At 43.9% G+C, this 19,046-nt stretch carries 9 protein-coding genes; all 9 read right to left on the bottom strand.

Annotation, left to right across the window (positions count from 1 at the left end):
- Nucleotides 1-112: 112 nt before the first annotated feature.
- The gene (locus ACSBL2_RS14475; RefSeq protein WP_442587244.1) at nt 113-2,911 is read right to left on the bottom strand and encodes a M16 family metallopeptidase; all 2,799 of its coding nucleotides are present in this window, start codon (nt 2,909-2,911) and stop codon (nt 113-115) included.
- Nucleotides 2,911-5,199: a Gldg family protein gene (locus ACSBL2_RS14480; protein ID WP_442587245.1), complete on the bottom strand. Its 2,289-nt coding sequence runs from the start codon at nt 5,197-5,199 to the stop codon at nt 2,911-2,913. The genes ACSBL2_RS14475 and ACSBL2_RS14480 overlap by 1 nt, the downstream gene beginning before the upstream one ends.
- A gap of 2 nt (nt 5,200-5,201) precedes the next feature.
- Nucleotides 5,202-6,131: an ABC transporter ATP-binding protein gene (locus tag ACSBL2_RS14485; RefSeq protein ID WP_442587246.1), complete on the bottom strand. Its 930-nt coding sequence runs from the start codon at nt 6,129-6,131 to the stop codon at nt 5,202-5,204.
- A gap of 89 nt (nt 6,132-6,220) precedes the next feature.
- On the bottom strand, nt 6,221-7,633 hold the full coding sequence (locus ACSBL2_RS14490; RefSeq protein ID WP_442587247.1) for a RagB/SusD family nutrient uptake outer membrane protein: 1,413 nt from the start codon (nt 7,631-7,633) through the stop codon (nt 6,221-6,223).
- Between the two features lie 10 nt (nt 7,634-7,643).
- On the bottom strand, nt 7,644-10,997 hold the full coding sequence (locus tag ACSBL2_RS14495) for a SusC/RagA family TonB-linked outer membrane protein (protein ID WP_442587248.1): 3,354 nt from the start codon (nt 10,995-10,997) through the stop codon (nt 7,644-7,646).
- Nucleotides 10,998-11,096: 99 nt separating this feature from the next.
- Nucleotides 11,097-12,074 carry a FecR family protein gene (locus tag ACSBL2_RS14500; protein ID WP_442587249.1) on the bottom strand — a complete coding sequence of 326 codons (978 nt, stop codon included), beginning with the start codon at nt 12,072-12,074 and terminating at the stop codon, nt 11,097-11,099.
- Between the two features lie 92 nt (nt 12,075-12,166).
- Nucleotides 12,167-12,763 (bottom strand): RNA polymerase sigma-70 factor, encoded by a 597-nt coding sequence (locus ACSBL2_RS14505; RefSeq protein ID WP_442587250.1) that lies wholly within the window; start codon nt 12,761-12,763, stop codon nt 12,167-12,169.
- A gap of 71 nt (nt 12,764-12,834) precedes the next feature.
- The gene (locus ACSBL2_RS14510; protein ID WP_442587251.1) at nt 12,835-17,331 is read right to left on the bottom strand and encodes a hybrid sensor histidine kinase/response regulator transcription factor; all 4,497 of its coding nucleotides are present in this window, start codon (nt 17,329-17,331) and stop codon (nt 12,835-12,837) included.
- A gap of 253 nt (nt 17,332-17,584) precedes the next feature.
- Nucleotides 17,585-19,036, bottom strand: a complete 1,452-nt coding sequence (locus tag ACSBL2_RS14515) for a pectate lyase (protein ID WP_442587252.1) — start codon at nt 19,034-19,036, stop codon at nt 17,585-17,587.
- Between the last annotated feature and the right edge of the window lie 10 nt (nt 19,037-19,046).

Here is a 19,046-nt window from a genome sequence, read left to right on the forward strand (position 1 = left end):
CAAGTAAAAGGTAGTCATGAATCAAAAAATGTGCTTAACTGCCCATAACCCCATAAAAAGCCGGACGCAATCCTGCAATCCGGCTTCAAATTAACTACCTATTATCTTTCTGTTACGGACGAAGGGTAAAAATGATCTCGTTCTGCTGATTCAGGAATTGCTTGCTGAATTTCACACTTTCTTTCGTATTCAGCCCTTTTAAAGATGCCGGATATTCGAGTTCATCAGCAATGGATAAATTGCCTTCCAGGTGATCCTGGATTGTCCCTAGCCAATATTCATTCGAACGCAGCTGCAGCTGGTGCGATCTGCTCTCTTCTGCAACAAATTTTTGCAAATCCTCTGCCGTGGTGCCATTCCTCGAAAGTAGATCGATTTCTTCTTTCGTTGCCTTGATCAGTTGTTCCATCTTTGCTGGATCACATTCAAAAGAAACCGTTACGGCATAAAAATTAACAGGTTCTTTTGCTGTGGTGAGGTATACTGCCGGAGAATAGACTCCTCCCTCTGCTTCCCTTAACCGGTTGGTGAGACGGAACTGTAAAGCGGCCTTCAGCAGGGACAGGTATAAATTGCTTTTTGTACCATATGCATAATTTCCGCTCAATACCAATTGTACACTCGCTTTATCCGCCTTACTGCCACGGAGATCTTTTCGCAACTGGCCTTCCGGAACCCGGATATGTAGGTCCTTTGCCCATTCTTTTACACCATTAACCGGTACAGATCCCAGGTTGCGGCTGACCAATATTTTCAGTGAATCGACATTTACATTCCCGGTGAAGACGAAGGTAAAATCAGATGGATTGGCAAAGCGTTCCTTGAATATTGTATGCACACGTGCCGAATCTATTTGTTCCAGGTTAGTGATTGCCATAGGTTTGCGTCGCAAATGATAACCTGACAACACATAATTGATGGTATCCGTGAAATCGCGCTGTGCATCAGGCACACGATTTCTGAAGGCCGATTTCGACTGTTCCATAATCTTGCTGAAGCGTGCTGTATCTATCCTTGGAGTCGTCATGTACAGATGAACCATCTCAAGGGCAGTAGAAAGGTCTCTCGTGGAACTGGCTCCTGAAAATCCTTCCGCCCTGTCGGTAATATATGGTTTTACCTGCATGGCTTTGTTCGCCAGTACCTGGGCGAGCTGACCGGCATTGAAACGTCCCAAACCACTACTGGTGATAAAAGGAACAGCATTTTTTGCCGAATTGAAATCAGCATCATTATACAATGAAATTCCTCCGCGACTAAAGCCACTGAATAATATCTCATCATTTTTGAAGTCTGTCTGTTTAACATAGATGTTCATTCCGTTATTCAGCACCCAGTGGAGAATACCTGTCTTACCAAGCTGTTCTTCTTTCACAATTTTTCCGGGTACAGGCAACTGAGCAAGTAAAGCTGCGGTTGTATGGTCCGCCTGATAGGCCTCAACTGGTTCAGCTTCTACCGCTTTCTGCCAGGAAACCAATTGTTGTCTGTCAGGCAGCATCTCTTTTCCTTTTTCCGGTCCCATCAGGATCACCGTCTGGTCCTTACTGCCCAGGAATTTTAACAGCTCCTGCTGAATGTCACCGATGTGAACCGCACTGATCAACCGTTTCACCAGTTCATCTCTTTCTTCTATACTCAGGTAAGCTTTTCCATCAAGGAAATACTGCAGATAATCGTCGGCATAACTTGTCGAACTCACTTTATCCTTTTCGGAAAGCGCCACTTCCATGGAACGTGTCATGCGCTCTTTCGCCATTTGCAGTTCTTCAGCAGTAAATCCAAATCGGTTGATACGTACCATTTCTGTCCAGAAAGCATGGAACCCTTCCCTGATCTTTTCCGGGTTGAGTGCGACACGCAACTCCAGTACATCCAGGTTTCCCGGAAGAGCAGACCACTGTCCTCTTGCAGAAACATATGGCTGGGCAGTCCGGTTGGCGACATCCCTTAGTCGTGTTGCATACATCACATTCATCAGTTGCTGAACAAGTTCAGTTCTGAAATCATTTTCAGTCTTCAGGATATTCCCTTTCCTCTTGAAATACCATTGCATTCCATACTGTCCAAATTCGGGATCAGTGACCTTTAGGTAACTGCTGGAATCTTTTAAGGCGATGGTATACTGTTCATGGGGAACCGGCTGTTTTGGCATCTGAAGGTCAGAGAATAATGAAATAATCTGCTTTTCAACTGCTGTGATATCGACATCTCCTACGACAATTAATGCCTGAAGGTCGGGTCTGTACCATTTTTTATAGAAATTTCTGGCGACTGAGACATCTGCTTTCTGTATCACCTCATCATTTCCTATGGGCATCCGGTCTGCATAACGGGAATAGTTATACAGCAGTGGACGGTATTTCTCCGACATCCTGCCATTCGCAGATCCGCCCAATCGTTTTTCTTCCTGTATCACTCCACGCTCCCTTTCAAACTCTGCCTGATCAAGGGTAGCATCTGCCGCCCAGTCACGCATCATCTGCATTCCATTATGCCATAGCTTTTTATCGTCTGTAGGCAATGGAAGCTGATATACTGTTTCATTGTAACTGGTATATGCATTCAGGTCGGCCCCAAATTTCACTCCGGAGCGTTCCAGATAGCTAATCAGTTCATTTTTAGGAAAATGCTTCGTCCCATTGAAATTCATGTGTTCCAGGAAATGGGCAATCCCCTGCTCTTCGTCCCTCTCCAGTAATGACCCTACCCGATTGGCCAGGTAAATTGTTGCACGACCTTTTGGTTCTTCATTGTGCCTGATAAAGTAGCGGAAGCCATTTTTCAACACACCAGTTTTTACGGCCGCATCGTTCTTCAGCACCGTTTCCTGTGCTGATGTTTGTGTCGGCACAGCATAGGCCAGCACAAATATCAGTAGTGTTTTTGTTATTTTTTGCTTGTTATTCATTATCTTCTTTTTCTAGAAATCAGCATCCAGGATATAGAAAGGGCAAGAAGTGCCGGCAATATCCCCAACAGACTGTACCTGATCCAGACGAGCTGATTGCTGTCTACCAATATTTTATTGTCCTTTGGTTCTTCCCTAATGGTATCGATCGGGAATTCTCCATTGCTGAACCATTTGAAAAGTTCAGTGACAAATGAAAAGTTCATTGATCTCAGGTTTTGCCTGCTCAGTTCCGCATTGCTCATAAAGTCAGCATCACCAATTACGAAGATCCGCTGTTCACCATGCTGGTCATTACGGCGTAAGGCAAGCGCTACTGGGTATGATTTTTTATCTGCATTATTTCTCAGGTCAACAAGCTCTTTGGTTTTATCAACCGTCAGTCCTTCAATCTGCCAGGTATTGGAAGCCTGCGTAACAAGGATTGGAAGGGACTCAAACCCTAAAGGAGCAAGCTGTTTGAGGGGGCCTACCGTTGGTGTAGTCACAAATGCACTGTCTCTTTTAAGGAAAGCACTATTTTCTACCAGCTGCATCCAGTTTTTACCGGATAAACCACTGAGTACAAAAGAAGGCTCAAAATTCTGGCTCTTTTGTACCATCATCCCATCTTCCAGTGCCACACCAGTTAGGGCAAGCACAGGATTTAATATCGCCTGACTTCCTGGTTCTGCAGCAATCAGCAGATTTCCTCCTGCATTCACATATGCCGCAAGATTTTTCATTTCTGCAGCACTGTAGGCAGTTAATGCATCGGCAATCACCAGGATATCTATTTTCTTGCTTAACTGCGCGTCTGTCAGCGAAATGGCCTGCACATCAAAACCCTGGTTCACCAGAGAATAACGAAAGCTGATCTCCCTGGTCGATACCTGGTAATCCCTGTCACCGGAACGCTGGATATTACGTTCACCATGACTGTTGGCAAAACCGACACGTGGCGGGCTCACCACCAACCTTTTAAAGGCAGCGGTAATTTCTTTCTCTCCCGGTTGTCTGAATAAATCATCATACACCCGTAGAAACGTTGTTTTTCCCTTATAAGAGACGGTACGAACCGATCTGTTGCGTTCAGGTTTTAAATCAATGATCTTTTTTATTTCCTCCGGACGGAGAAAATCTTCAAAATCCATCTGATTTACTTTAGCCATTTTTCTGGCCAGCTGCTCATCATTCAGTCCCGGATTTTCTTTATACAGGCGTTCATTTACGGAATGGTCCCAGTAGAAAACGTATTCCATGCGCATGTATGGCAAAAAGCGAAAATACATATCAAAGTGTTTTTTATCGCTATTCTGGTATGCGGGAAGTCCGAAATAATAATTCTCATCCAGCAAATTGATATAGGTGGTAATGACTACAGGCTCATCCATTTTGTCAATGACCTCCATACTGCTTTTCGTTAAAGTACGGTTGTGGTTGGCTGTCATATCTACGTACCCGATAAATTGTGGCATCGCACTCAGATAGCCGATGAGCAACATTGAGCTGATAAAACCAATATAACTGGCTATTTTGGAAGATAGTGAAATCGTCCTGCGCTCAAACTGAAGTTTAAGTAGAGTGAGGCCAATAAACAGGACAATAACGATCAGGAAATACAAGATGTCATTTGTTCCTAAAAGTCCGTTGATGGATTCTTCCGCCCTTCCTGAAATAGAAAGGAAATAAGTAATGTCCCTGACGAAATCAATATTCTGCCATAAACCACCTATAAAATTAAGGATAGCCAGTACCACCAGGGTACTGATGGCAGCTACAACCTGGTAACTGGTTAAGCTTGACATAAACAGACCGATCGCGGTATAGGCACAGATCAGCAGGTACAATCCAATGATACCCGACAGGATAAAGGAGAAATCGGCATGATCAATAGTGAATATAGAAATGACTCCAATACCTAGCAATACAGTAATCAGGAGAAAACAGTAAGCAATGGTAGCCAGGTATTTGCCGACTACGATATCAAAAACCCGGATGGGAGAAGAATATAACAATTTGATAGATCCGCTGTGTGTTTCACGGCTGATGACCCCCATGGTAAGCAGGGGAATATATAAATACAGGTATTCCTGCATCTTTGGAAAGAGACCCGAGAAACCAGAAAAAAACCAGCTGCTGAGGCTATTTGACTGCTGCCCCATTTGCTGGGCCTGGTCCATACGTTCCAGCAGGGAAACATATTCCCAGCCAGACTGGAAAATGAATACCAGCAATACAATCCAGGCTACCGGTGAGTAGAATAACAGGCTTAGCTCGATGCGGGCAATCCTTAAAATATTTTTCATGCTTAAGAAGATTTTTTATTAGATAATTGGGCAAATATTTGATCAAGGGAACTTTTTTCCAGCGTAATTTCACGCATACGCCATCCTTGTTCAGCCCCGGTGAGAATAAGACGCTCAGAAATATCCTGTCCTTCAGAAAAGCGAACCCTGAATTTGGTATCATTGATCACCTCTACACTTTTTACTCCCTCCAGCTGTTCTATAAGCTGAAGTGCCGGTGGATTGAGCAGTGACATCACCAGACTGTCCGGTTCGATGTAATTGTTAAAGGCATCCATCGTATCAGAAAAAACCATATGGCCATTCTCGATCATTTTAATCTGGCTGCAGGTAGCCTGGATTTCGGAAAGAATATGGGAAGAGAAAATGACTGATTTTTCTTCGCCTACTTCTTTGATCAGTTTACGCACTTCAAAGATCTGATTGGGATCAAGTCCATTGGTTGGTTCATCCAGAACGACCAGCTTTGGCTCATGGATAATTGCCTGTGCAATACCCACCCTTTGCTTGTATCCACCTGAGAGGTTAGAGATCAGTCGGTTTTTAAAATGAGAAACCCCACACTTCGCCATGGCTTTATCTACAGCTGCAGAAACGTTTTTTTTGTCAATCAGTCGTAGATAGGCGCATTGGGTAAGGTATTCACTTACGGTCAGATCCATGTACAGTGGTGCATTCTGAGGCAAAAAACCAATCAGCTTCTTTGCTGATATGGGATTCTCCTGCATCGTAAATCCTCCGATTTCTACGGTTCCTTCTGTTTGATTAAGGACACCGCACATAATGTTCATCGTTGTCGATTTTCCGGCACCGTTGGACCCAAGCAAACCAAGCACACCATGTTCACTGATCTCAAAATTGATATCGCGGATGGCCCATGATGTTCCATAACGATGCGAGAGCTTACTGATTTTTACAATGTTGTTATTCATTAAATTTGAAATTTTAAACTCAACAATTCCTGCACTAAGCAGAGAATTGCTGAGTTGTCTGTATACAGCGTGTTTGTTTTAAGCGGTTATTATCTGTATCCTTGATTTTGAATAAGGTTCGGATTGGAATCTATTGCCGTTTGTGGAATAGGAAAAAGTTGCGCAAATGATTGCCATGTAGGTTTCAATGCGCCTAAAACTGCATCTGCCCTTCCGGTTCTTTTGAGCGTTAGCCAGCGGTCACCACGTTCACAGAAAAGTTCTACCCTTCTTTCCTTTTCTATAGCCTGCTGAAGGTTTGCACCGGCAGTAAGATTCTCCAGTCCCGCACGTTTCCTGATGATATTTACATCGTCAATACTTTGAACCGTATTGCCTAATGCAGCATTTGCTTCCGCACGGATCAGGTACATTTCTGCAAGTCTTAAAACTGTCGGTAACTCCACTCTTCCTGAGCTTGTTGCAGATTCCCTGTCATAATTTTGGTACTTGTAGGGTTCTGCTGCGGTAACACCATTCAAGGTCACATCCCTTACCCAGGCACTGCGACGCAGGTCGCGAAGCTCAAATGAAGCCAGCAAACCAGCAGTCAACGTAAATTGCAAAGAAGAGGTAAACTGATTACTGACAAACTCTGCTCCTTCATTCGTGTAAGCAGTAGACTCTGTAAGAGCCGATCCGAGCTGTAAAATGGCTTCTCTCGAATTGGCCAGGAAAATTTTATCCAGCTGTTCTTTTGGTAACAATTCATATAATGAGGTATTGGAGATCACTTCGCTCGCATTGTTCACCGCTTCCTGCCAGTTGCCTGTAGTCAGGTAAGCCCTGGCCAACAAAGCTGCTGCGGCACTACGGTTGACCTGCATACGTCCGGCCACGGCACCATTGGATACATATGCTTCACCCAAACCAGTCTTTGCTTCTGTTAAATCTTTAATAATCTGTGCATAAACAGCATCTACAGAAATACGCGGCTGCAAAGATGTTTCCTGTACATTGGTGCTCAGTACCAGGGGAACATCGCCAAACAGACCAGCCAGCTGCAGGTAACAATAGGCACGCATGGCCTTAGACTCCGCAATAATTTGTCTGGAAATGTGCTGTTCCACAGCTGTATTGTTCGTTAACCCGGCAATAATGCTGTTGAAACGATAAATAGAAACATAGGAATCTGTCCAGATTTCCGAAGTAAAACTGCTGGTGATGGGCTCATAAGTATTGTTCACCAATGCATTATAACGGGCTGAAGAGGCTAAAGCACGAATCTCATCAGCGGCCAGTGCATTGACCAGCGTAAGATTAACACTATAGGTTTGTGTGCCGGAAAGTCCACTGTAGGCACCTGACAAGGCTGCCTTTGCCGTTTCCGGAGAGCCAAATACGACTACCGAAGGACGTTCATTTTGTGGGGGGTCAATGTCCAGTAATTTTTTACAGCCTGAAAGGCTGAATACAGCTGCAATGAAACAAACTGACCTGAAAAGTTTAAATAAATTATTCATTCCGCTTAAATTAAAAGGTAAATTGTACAGCTCCGACAATAGTTCTCAGCGGCGGTAAACTCACGCCCTGCGACTCAGGATCAAAGCCCAGATAATTGGTAATGGTAAATAAGTTTTGTGCCTGGACAGACAGCCGGAGCTTTTGCAATTTTATTCTTGTCAGCCAGTTTCCGCTGAAATCATAAGCAAGATTTACATTCTTCAGCCTGATAAAGGAAGCATCTGTTAAAATGGCATCTGAGCTGTTATAATCACCGTAAGCTGTATATGCCTCATCGTAGGTACTGGTCACCTGTGGTTGTCCCGGCAAACCAGCATTGATATAGTCCAGCAAGGGGGCAGCTGCTCCATTATACATAAATCCCGGGGGATAAAATGATTGCGAGAGGATAGTTCTACCCTTTTGTTTCACGAACTGGAATAAGAAATCCAGTGTGATATTTTTATAGGTCAGTGTATTTGAAATCCCTCCATAATATTTTGGTTGGGTTCCACCGGCAAAATAGCGGTCTCCACGTCCTGTATCTGCATATCCATAGTTAATGGTTCCATTACCATTGAGGTCTGCCACTGTTGGAAGACCTGTTGCAGGATCAAATCCGGTATATTGTAAGACATAAAAGCTGTTCAATGGCCTCCCCACAACATACCGTGTGTAATAAGAGGTATTTTGAATGTTCGGGAAAGCCAGTAATTTGTTCTGGTTGAGAGACAGGTTAAAATCAGTACTCCACCTGAATTCTTTGGTTCTGATCTGCTGTGAGGAGAGGGTAAACTCCCAGCCTTTATTCTCTACTTTAGCAGGCATATTGGCCTGGTAACTAGGAAATCCAGCCTGAATGCTCAGTGGATAATCCACAAGTTGGTTTCCTGAAATATTTCTGTAATAGGCTGCTGATAGGGAGAGCTTGTCATCAAAAAAACCAAGGTCAATTGCTGCTTCGAATTTTTTCGTTTGCTCCCACTGGTAATCCTGATTAGCAATACGTCTAGGTTGCAGGCCGTTGAGTCCATTATAATTGTAAGGTACAGACACATAAGAATCAAGATACTGGTAATCCCCGATCTGGTCACTGCCAATCACACCATAACTTGATCTCAGCTTTCCAAAGCTGAGGAATTTCAGCCCTTTGGCAAACTTTTCTTCCGTGAATACCCATGCCGCACCTGCGGAGCCAAAATTACCGAACCGGGAATTTAGCCCAAAACGGGAAGAGCCATCCCTGCGGAAATTGAGGTTCAGGATATACTTACTCTCCCAGTTGTAATTGACACGTCCAAAAACAGAAATGTACCTATACTGGCTGGAAGTACTGGAAGTGGATACATCTTCTGCTGAGGCAAGGTCTTCCAGAAAAGCATCTGAAGGAAAATTGCTGGCCATCGTATAATAGGGTTGTCTCGAATTCTGAGACTGCCATGTACCCCCAAGCAGTACGCCCAGTTTTCCTTTGGAAATATTTCTGTTATAGGTCAACTGGGGCTCAATAATATAGTTATTCGTTAAATTATAAATAAACAGACTCCTTGACTGATTCCAGCTAATGCCAGGATCCATGGATGACATTGGTGTCAGGCGCTTCTGATCCATGTCTGAACGACTGAAACCGAGGGAAGTTTTAAATGTCAAACCTTCCATTACATGATAATTAAGCGCCATATTGGTCACCAGGGTGCTGGTTGTATTGGTTTGAATTTCATTTAACATTCCCAATGGGTTGGTTGGAATTCCAAAGGAAACACCACTCCAGTACAGACTTCCATCCGGATTATATAAAGGATAATTCGGGGGAAGGTTATAGGCAGCTGAAGTCTGGTCAAGTGCGGAAATATTGTTGTTATCCGCACTATATATGGCTGAGAAATTAACCTCAAACTTCTGATTCAACGTTTTGTGACCCAGATTAAAATTGGCGGAACTCTTGTTGTACCCCTGGTTGCCAATGAACACATTCCCTTCGCGGTGATGGGTGCCGCTGAGGCGGAAGTTTGTACGTTCATCCCCTCCGCTCAATGCAATATTGGCATCTGTCATTTGCGCAGTATTGCCAATCAACAGTTTCTGAAAATCCGTTTGTGCATTCTGGTCCCATTGTGTAAGGTCGTAAGCCTGATCGGTTACAGGATTTTCTCCTGAATTTTGATAGCCCCTGCGGCGTATCTCTAGATACTGCTGGGTACTCAGCGTTTTTACAAAATGACTCACTTCAGAAACACCATGTTTCACCATTCCGTCGAATATTGTTTTGCCTGCTTTCCCTTTTTTTGTGGTGATGAGCACAACGCCATTGGCTCCTCTGGAACCATAAATCGCCGTCGCATCCGCATCTTTTAAGACACTGATACTTTCGATATCTATCGGATTAAGACTGTTCAGGGGACTTGTTGAGCCATTTGCACCGTCAATGGCTGTGCCAGTTTGTGCGTTGATAGCCTCAGCGAGGTATGGAACACCATCGACAATAAAAAGTGGATTGTTTCTTCCCGCAATAGAGTTTGTTCCCCGGATCCTGAAGGTCATTGCACTTCCCGGAAGTCCATTGGATTGTGTAATATATACCCCCGGAATCCTGCCCTGGATTGCGGCCGCAGGATTGGAAGCCGGAGTATTCATCAACTCTTTACCGGATATCGCATGTTCAGAACCTGTACTTGTTCTGCGTGTAGAAGTACCATAACCAATCACATTTACTTCATCCAGCCGCGCCGGATCAGGCTGCATCTGGAAAGAGAGTTCCTGATCGCGAATGGCAGGACGTGCAGCGGTTTTGTATCCGATGAATGAAAAAATCAACATGGTTTCATCTTTGGAAATACCAATTTGAAAATGTCCTTCACTATCACTCATCGCTACATTCGATGCATTATTCAGACGGATAGATACACCTGGAAGTGGTTTCCCATCCTCGTCATTTACTGTTCCGCGCTGCACAAATCCACTCAGGTTAAGTTTTTTTTCCTTTGATGGCCTGGAATCAGTAAGGCTACTTTGCTGTTTGCTTTTGAGAATGATATACCTCTCATCAATAACCTCATGGTTAATCCCATAACGGCTTTCTAACCAACTAAGGATAACCCGGAGACTCTGCCCCTGAAAGTTTTGCGTGATAAGGAGTTGTTTTCTGACCAAAGCTTCATTGTATACAAATTTAACTTTAGTCTGCATTTCCAGCGACTTGATCACCTCTTCCAATGAAGCCTGATTAAAAGCAATACTTACTGTCTTTTCCGACAAGGACTGGGCGGATGCCTGGTTGTTCCAGGCGAGGAATAACCCAAACAGGCAGATCAGTGCAAGCTGTGGTAATTTATTTTTTGTGGTTGAAAAGACATAGAAATTCCATGTCAAATATTTTTTATACATTTGTTAGGTTTAATTTTTGAAAAAAGAAATTTAAGAAACCGATAAGCGGGGGTGTTGGAGCACCTCCGTCTTAATTTTAAGGTAGAAGTTATCTATTCATTAAAAACAGCCTCCCCCTGCAATTTTTATTTTGTTGTTGCTGATCTTATAAGTGGCATTCATAGCACTGCAGATAATATCCAGTGATTTTTCCAGGGGCAGATTGGTTAGGTCTGCTGTAATCTGACAGGAACTGTATTCACCGGTATATCCTTCAAGTTCAACACCAAATTTTAATTCAAATTGTTTCATAATGGTTTCGAAAGAAGTCATCTCGAAATTCATATTGTACTGCGTGCCTTTGATCAGTTCAGACACCTGCTCCTGCCTGCTGTTGTCGGTTAACTTTGCCACTTTACCAGCATCCGCATGAAAGGACTCATTGGCGGAAACAAAATAAACACCAGGCTCTTTGTCAGTGGTTTTTTTCACCACCTGGACTTTCCCTGTTAAAACTGAGATCACAAAATCTTCATCTTTTTTTCCTGTCTTTAGGTTAAAACTGGTTCCTAATACGGTAGTGACATAGTTACCCGACCTGATTTTAAATGGCCTGAGTTTATTATGGGTAATTTCGAACAATGCTTCCCCGTCGAGTTCTACTTCCCTGCTATTATTAGCAAAGGCGGCAGGATAGACCAGATGACTGTTTTTTTTCAGCCAGACAATACTGCTATCGGGAAGGATAATCCTTTTGATTTCATTTTCACTTTGCGCCACCCGGCTTCCCAGAGGACGGTCCACTTTGTCCAGCGATTGAACAACAAGTAAAGACAAACCACCAATCAGGACAACAGCGGCGGCAACTTTTGTCCATATATGCAGTTTGCGGACAACCATCTTCTTCCCGTCACCTAATTCATTTTTGATGCGACTAAGTAATTTGTGCTTCAGTTCTTGTTCACCCTCCGCTTCCATGTACAGCTTTTCAGGAAGTGCTGCGTTGTACCACGCATCCAGTTCCGCCCTTTCATCTTCACTTAAATTGCGTTTTCGCCATTTAAGAACCAGGAATTTTATATGTTCAGGAACATCCATTGTATATACACTTTGCTTTTATACTCTAATAGCGTATATTTTTTTATGGAATACGTACGCCAAACAAAAAAAAATATTTTTATTCCCTGTTTTTACCTGAATAGCTCATAGATCGCCAGAAAAATATACGAATCAGAGCCTTTTAGCGCCTTTCTTAAAATCCTGATCGCTTTTCCAATCTGTGTTTCTACCGTGCGGGGAGACAAATTTAAAAGATCAGCAATTTTTCGGGCACTAAAGCCATCATCCCTGCTCATTTTAAAAATTATCTGACATTTTTCAGGAAGATGATCAATGATGTCGTTCATTTGCTGCTGCAATTCCTTAATTTCTATAGAATGGAACTGTTCTTCCTGAGACCAGATTTCAGTAAATTCAACAGCATCAATCGGGATATCGTCCTTACGGTACTGTTGCCTGGCAATGAAATGCATGACTTCATACCGAAGGGCGGCATAGATATATGTTTTAAAGGAAAACTGGAGATCTATTCGCTGTCTCCTGCGCCATATGCGTACAAAAAGCTCCTGCACCACCTCTTCCGCATCTTCTTTATGCTTTAAACGGTCAAAGGATTTTGCCAGCAGCTGACTCCAATACCGGTTATACAATTCATCAAAAGCAGGCAGGACATCGTCCTTGACCATAGCAATCAATTCTTCGTCGGTTTTGGTGGTTAAGCTGGTCATTTAGTTTAAGAAGATGGGCTAAGATATAAAAACTTATGATATCTGCATACGAAAGCGGGCTACAGATCTTGTCAGCTCCCCGTACGTTCCTGGAGAATGAGGGTTTCCGGTTCCAATTTTGCATTCTTCAGGTAATCTGTTGGCGATACCTGAAAACGCTGCCTGAAACAGGTACTGAAATATTTAGCGCTGTTGAATCCCAATTCATAGGCAATCAAAGAAATATTCTGTTCTCCGGCATCCAGGTACTGCAGACTGCGTTTAAGCCTGACTTCCCTTACAAATTCTACCGGACTAAAACCGGTCAGACTTTTTAATTTTTTGTAAAATGGCGAGCGGCTCATGTGCATCATCTCCACCACGGTATCGATGTTAAACTGTGGATCGGTCATTTTTCCCTCTACAATTTCCAGGACCTCTTTGAGAAACTGCTGGTCATGTGTAGTCACAGGAATGGAGGAGCAATTGACCTGTCCCATTTTCCTGTCTTTCAACAGATGTTCAAAAAGCCGCTTACGCTGGCTAATCAGATTATCAATAGTGGTCATCAGGTACTCTTTGTGAAAAGGCTTCTGAATATAATGGTCTGCTCCATATTTAAGTCCTGCCAGCTGGCTTTCTATGGAAAATTTAGCCGACAACAGGATCACCGGGATATGGCTGATTGCCGGGTTGTTCTTTATCCTGTCCAGCATTTCGATCCCGGTCATTTCCGGCATCATCACGTCGGTCAGCACCAGGTCTGGCAACAACTGTATAATTTTTTCCAGTCCGGCTTTTCCATTATCTGCGGTTTCTACCATATAATTCCCCGTTAATTGTTCCCGGAGAAACAATTGAAGGTCTGCATTATCCTCTACCAGTAAAATCAGGGGCAGCTGTTTACTGCAATCAGGCTGATCAGCCGCACAACCCTGAATCTCAGTACCCATTGTTGAATGACTTAAACCCCTGCCGTAAACTTCCGGAGCAGCAGTGGATACCAGATCGGCTGCTGCAAAATGTGCAGTTCCAGTTTTCAGTTCAATTCTGACTGCCAGCCCCGCAGCAGGCAGATTCCTTGCACTGATCGCCCCATGATGGAGCAAAATGAGTTCCTTTGAAAGTGCCAGCCCAATTCCTGAGCCCTTGACAGCCGATGTCCGTTTGCCCTCAAAATACAACTTAAAAATATCCTCCAGCTCCTCATGAAGCACACCAGGGCCTTCATCAGTAACCTCTACCGCTATTTTCTGGCTGGCATCATTTCCCTGTATGGTCAGGTGTATGCTTTTATGGTCCGGACTGAACTTGATCGCATTGGAAATAACATTGTACAGTACAGTTTCCAGTTTTTCTTCATCTGCCCAGCACAGCAGCTTTTTTGACGAGAATTCCAGCAGCAGCTTGATCTTTTTCTGATCCAGCACATCGGAAAAATAAGACACTGTATGCTGGATTAAAGCCACGATATCAATCTCTGTCACCCTTAAGGAAGCCACACCACTCTGCGTTTTTCTAAGGTCGAGCAACTGATTCACAAAAATATTCATGCGCTGGGCATTCCGGCGGACAAGCTCGAGGTAGCGTTGTCCCTGCACAGAGAGTGTTTCCTTACTTCCAATCTCTTCCAGGGGATTGACGATGAGTGTCAGTGGAGTGCGCAGTTCATGTGAAATACCGGTGAAAAAGTTAAGTTTCATCTCCGTTAATTCCCGTTCTATGATAATCCTTTGTTTCAGGTGTAACATTGTCAGAGCAGTTTGCCTGATCTTCCAGAGGATGAGTATCAGCACCGCGGCATATAAAAGGTATGCCCAGCATGTCCTCCAGAAAGGAGGACGGATGCTGATGGATACGCTTTTTTCGGGAATATTGGTATACAACTCCGTACTGGCTGACCTTACCCGGAACCTGTAATCTCCTGGGGGAAGATTGGTATAACTCACACTCCGGACGTCCCTATTGTCCTGCCAGATTTGATCATATCCTTCAAGAATAAAACTATACGATTCTTTATCCTTCCAGCGGTAATCGAGCACAGCAAAATCAAAACTTATCATGTTTTGCGTATGCGTAAGGACGATATCCGAAGGGGGATTACCTGCTGAAGTGGAAGCAGATCCGTCCTGCTGGAGATTTTCATTGTTTACCCGAATATTTGTAATTGCCATATTTGCCTGGATCCTTTCACTGTGGATATCTTTTGGATCGAAACGGATATACCCATCCAGGGCACCAAAGATCAACTCCCCCTCCTGGGTTAAAGTGCATGAAGCTTCTGATAAACCCAACCTGCTCAATCCGTCAGAACGGTCGAAGTTGCTGAAATTTCCTTTGGCCCTGTCCATTCTTGAAAATCCGTTTTGGGTAGCTAGCCAGAGCGCTCCTTTCTGGTCTTCTATACAGCTCAGCAAATAATCGCTGGGTAGCCCATTCTTCTTATTGTAATTGATAAATTCAAGCGAAGTCATGGGATCAAAGCCAATGGCTTTGTTCAGTCCCCCTGAAGAAGTCAATACCCACATCTGTCCGCCACTATCTCCATAAATAAACTGAATATCGTTGCCCCCAAGGCTCCGCTCCCTTCCAGGAATTTTGCCATATCTGATGAACTTGCCTTTCCACATGCCCTTAGCCTGAGGATCATATACCAGGAGACCATCTGTAGTTCCTATCCATAAGACCCCCTTTTTGTCCACCGCCAGGTGCCTGACCTTATCCCCCACATGAATAGGGTAATGCCTGAACACATTGTGATGGTTATAGAAAACTGTTCCTGAACTGCTTTCTTTCAGTAGATTTATTCCCCCACCATAGGTTCCCACCCAGATACTTCCGGTTTTATCCTCTGCCAGGGAATAAATAAAATTGCTGCTGAGGGCATAAGGATTTTCTGCATTCGCCAGAAAATGCCTGATCCTGTATTTTTCCCTGCGAGAATCTATTGGCTCTGCTTTAAACAGGCCATTTCCCTTCGTGCCAAGCCAGATATTCCCTTTGGAATCTTCAAAAATAGAATAGACACCATACATTAATTTCAGCGGTTCCGTAAAGAGGTTATTTACCGGTTTACCATTTTTTGTGATATAGAGTGCTGCCGATTTCGTGGCGACCCACAAACGTCCTTCCTTGTCAGCTAACAGACCACGGACCTCATTTTCTGCTTTGAAAAAGGTTTTGGGTTTTAAAATAACAGGCTTGAATTTATGTTGCTGAAATACAATCTTTTCCAATCCCCCGTCGTCTGTACTTAGCCACAGGATGCCTGCAGCATCAATATATTGGGTTTTTACCAGATTGGAGAATAGCCGGTCTGCACTGCCAGCCTGATTGTGGAAAGGTTTCAGGGTTTGGCTAACCGTATCGAAATAGCCGAATCCAAAACTTTTCATATTGATCCAAACCCTGCCTTTATGGTCCTCTGTTACATGAAACTTATTGTCTTCCAGCACATGATTGGAATAGTTTTGCTGGGAAAAATAGGTAAATGTCCCCCTGCCCGGCCTAAGCCTGAATATGCCTTTCTTTTCCGGTTCAATCCATAGGATACCTGTCCTGTCCTCATAAATGGAAAAAAGCCCCCCATGGTTGGTATTGACCCTATTTATGGAAGAAACCTTGCCTGTACTGCGTAACACCGTGATCAGCTCACCTTTTGAAGTGGAGCAATAGAGCTTCTTCCGGTCTATGGAAACCTTCAGATCATTGATCCGTCCAGCGGAAAGATGGATTTCGGAAGATTTACCGGTCTTCTTATCCATGCGAAGCAATTTGCCGTCAAGGGTGGCAAACAGCATATCTTTATCCTCCTCAGCGATCACCGATACGGACAATTTGCTCACAGGAACATTCCATCTGCTGAGCCTGAACATTCCATTGGATTGCCTTTTCAGGCATTGTACACCCCTGTTTGTTCCTATCCAGAGCCGGTTTAGCCTATCCTGATAGAAATAGGAGATACTATCGGAATTCAGTTGACCATCTTTGTCAGCATGCACAGAAAACCACCTCGCTATCGGCGTAGGTGACGAAGCAGCTGAAGTTAATGCAGGAGGATAAGAAATTAAAATGATACCTGATTGCTTTGTTGTGGCTATGATCTCTCCGCTCTGCAGCAACTGCATCTTTTCTACCCAGGTTAGCGGATCCCTTTTGTTCGCAAAGAACATGGAAACTGGTGAAAATTTACCGGTCGACTTATCAAAACGGTAGATATGTCCGTCATAAGCCTTTACCCAGAAAAATCCTTGCTGATCTTCCAGGATCTGATCAATACGGTTACTCCGCAACTCAGAATTATCTCCCGCCTGGGATTTATAGGTGATAAAATTATGCCCGTCGAAACGGCAGATTCCTGACCAGGTTCCCATCCACATAAAGCCTTCCCTATCTTTGATCATGCATAAAATCCTGTTGTCGGAAAGGCCGTTCAGTGTAGAGTAATGTTCAAATGCTGCCGGAGGTTGCGCCATAGCCATATTGCTCTGTATAAACATACAGGCCATGCCCGCGAATATCGTGATCCATCTTATACCTACATGTCCATTCCTGATGTTTTTCATACTTACAATCAATTCGGTCAACATATCTTCGGGAAATCGGCAATAGCGCCAGAAAAAAATACCATTAAAGGATTGTTCTGATTTGAGCGCACAGGTTCAGCTAGGGTGAATGTTAAAATATTTGGTTACACAATCATACAACTTAAAAACTATAGGAAGTAATTTTAAGAAATGTTTTTGTGCAATCGATTGCGTCATAAGAGGTCTGGATAAAAAAAGCCCTTCAGCACTTGTAGTGCTGAAGGGCAAAAAAATCGGCTATTAAACAAAAATCAGGTTATGGTTTCAGCTGATCAGCTGTAATTTTATCCACCAGGCTGTTGATATACACTTCTATATTGGTGTATGCTGTACTCAGATTGTTGCCATTGGCATCTGGTACTGCGGGGTTCAGGCCCTTTGAACTTTCCCAGCTGTCTGGCATACCGTCTCCATCCGTATCAGGCAATGGCGGACTCGTTTGAAGCACCGGCCATCCGCCAACATCATTGGCATTGTCAATCACGCCGTTCCTGCTGTTTACCTGTCCGCTTGATCCATGGGCTGTGAAGGTTTTATCTTTTACATTTCCAATAATCCTGATATCCACAGCATCTCTTTTCAGGGATGCACCTGCAAAATCCAGTACCCGCTGATAGGCAACTGTGGCGGTATGGGTAGTGACATTGTTGTCGACCGCTAATGGAGCAGAAAGTTTCATCGCATCTTTATCTGCCTGGCTCACGGTTCCGTAACTGCTATGAAACTGATTGTACACGCCATAAGTCCAGTTGTCATTTGTAGGATCCGGCCTTCCGTCCACAACATTCCCATTAAAGTAATACTTCCCCCATATCCCATAAACTGCTGTACCTGAGATCTTATTTTTATCAATGGAGAACAGTTTGTCGGGATTTCCGGAAGCCGGACCTGGTTTGTAAAAGTTATTGATCAGGTTGATGTTCATTGCTTCACCTCCATAAACACTGTTGTTGCCCCAGTTGTAAATGACATTGTTCCGGAAATCGACCAGGTCAGTCAATGCGTATGCAGTACCTGCACGTTCACCGAAACGGGGTGTCCTGCTGTCATGATGGGCAAGCAGGTTGTGGTGGAAGGAGGCATTTTTTCCTCCCCATACTCCACCATAACCATGAGCGCCTTTAGCGTGTGCGGACACCCTCAGGCTTTCTGAGATGATGCACCATTGCAATGTGAAATTGTCATTGTTATAAAAGGAAACACATTCATCGGTAGACCAGCTCATGGAGCAATGGTCGACAATGATATCACGGTATTCAAATGCGCCGATCGCATCTGCCTCTATTCCGGCCTCATCACCCATCCTGAAGCGCATGTACCGGATAATCACATTATTTGACCTTACATTCAGAGGATATTTCCTCAAGGTAATTCCATCCCCTGGAGCGGTTTGTCCCGCAATAGTGACGTCCCCCTGATTGAGGTTAAGCGCAGTGTTTAAGGTGATGGTTCCGGAAATTTCAAAGATCACCATCCTTTTTCCAGGCGTTGCCAGTGCAGCCCTCAGACTTCCCGGGCCAGCATCATTCAGGTTCGTTACCTTGATTACTGCTCCACCCCTGCCACCGGTTACATTTCTCCCAAAGCCTTCTGCCCCAGGGAAGGCATAGGCATTTTCTTCAATGGCTACTTCCCGGGAGGTTTTACAAGCCAGGGAAAGGATCAAAAGGAAAATAGCCAGTACAGATCTGCTTATCTTATTTTTCATTAGTGAATAT

Origin of the sequence: Pedobacter sp. AW31-3R (genome assembly GCF_052180285.1) — a bacterium.
In the GTDB taxonomy this organism is placed as follows: Bacteria; Bacteroidota; Bacteroidia; order Sphingobacteriales; family Sphingobacteriaceae; genus Pedobacter.

Bases quoted from the DNA above. Each gene is read 5' to 3' on its own strand.
- ACSBL2_RS14490 (WP_442587247.1), bottom strand. From the start codon at position 7,633: ATGAATAATTTATTTAAACTTTTCAGGTCAGTTTGTTTCATTGCAGCT.
- ACSBL2_RS14495 (WP_442587248.1), bottom strand. From the start codon at position 10,997: ATGTATAAAAAATATTTGACATGGAATTTCTATGTCTTTTCAACCACA.
- ACSBL2_RS14510 (WP_442587251.1), bottom strand. From the start codon at position 17,331: ATGTTGACCGAATTGATTGTAAGTATGAAAAACATCAGGAATGGACAT.
- ACSBL2_RS14480 (WP_442587245.1), bottom strand. From the start codon at position 5,199: ATGAAAAATATTTTAAGGATTGCCCGCATCGAGCTAAGCCTGTTATTC.
- ACSBL2_RS14485 (WP_442587246.1), bottom strand. From the start codon at position 6,131: ATGAATAACAACATTGTAAAAATCAGTAAGCTCTCGCATCGTTATGGA.
- ACSBL2_RS14505 (WP_442587250.1), bottom strand. From the start codon at position 12,763: ATGACCAGCTTAACCACCAAAACCGACGAAGAATTGATTGCTATGGTC.
- ACSBL2_RS14515 (WP_442587252.1), bottom strand. From the start codon at position 19,036: ATGAAAAATAAGATAAGCAGATCTGTACTGGCTATTTTCCTTTTGATC.
- ACSBL2_RS14475 (WP_442587244.1), bottom strand. From the start codon at position 2,911: ATGAATAACAAGCAAAAAATAACAAAAACACTACTGATATTTGTGCTG.
- ACSBL2_RS14500 (WP_442587249.1), bottom strand. From the start codon at position 12,074: ATGGATGTTCCTGAACATATAAAATTCCTGGTTCTTAAATGGCGAAAA.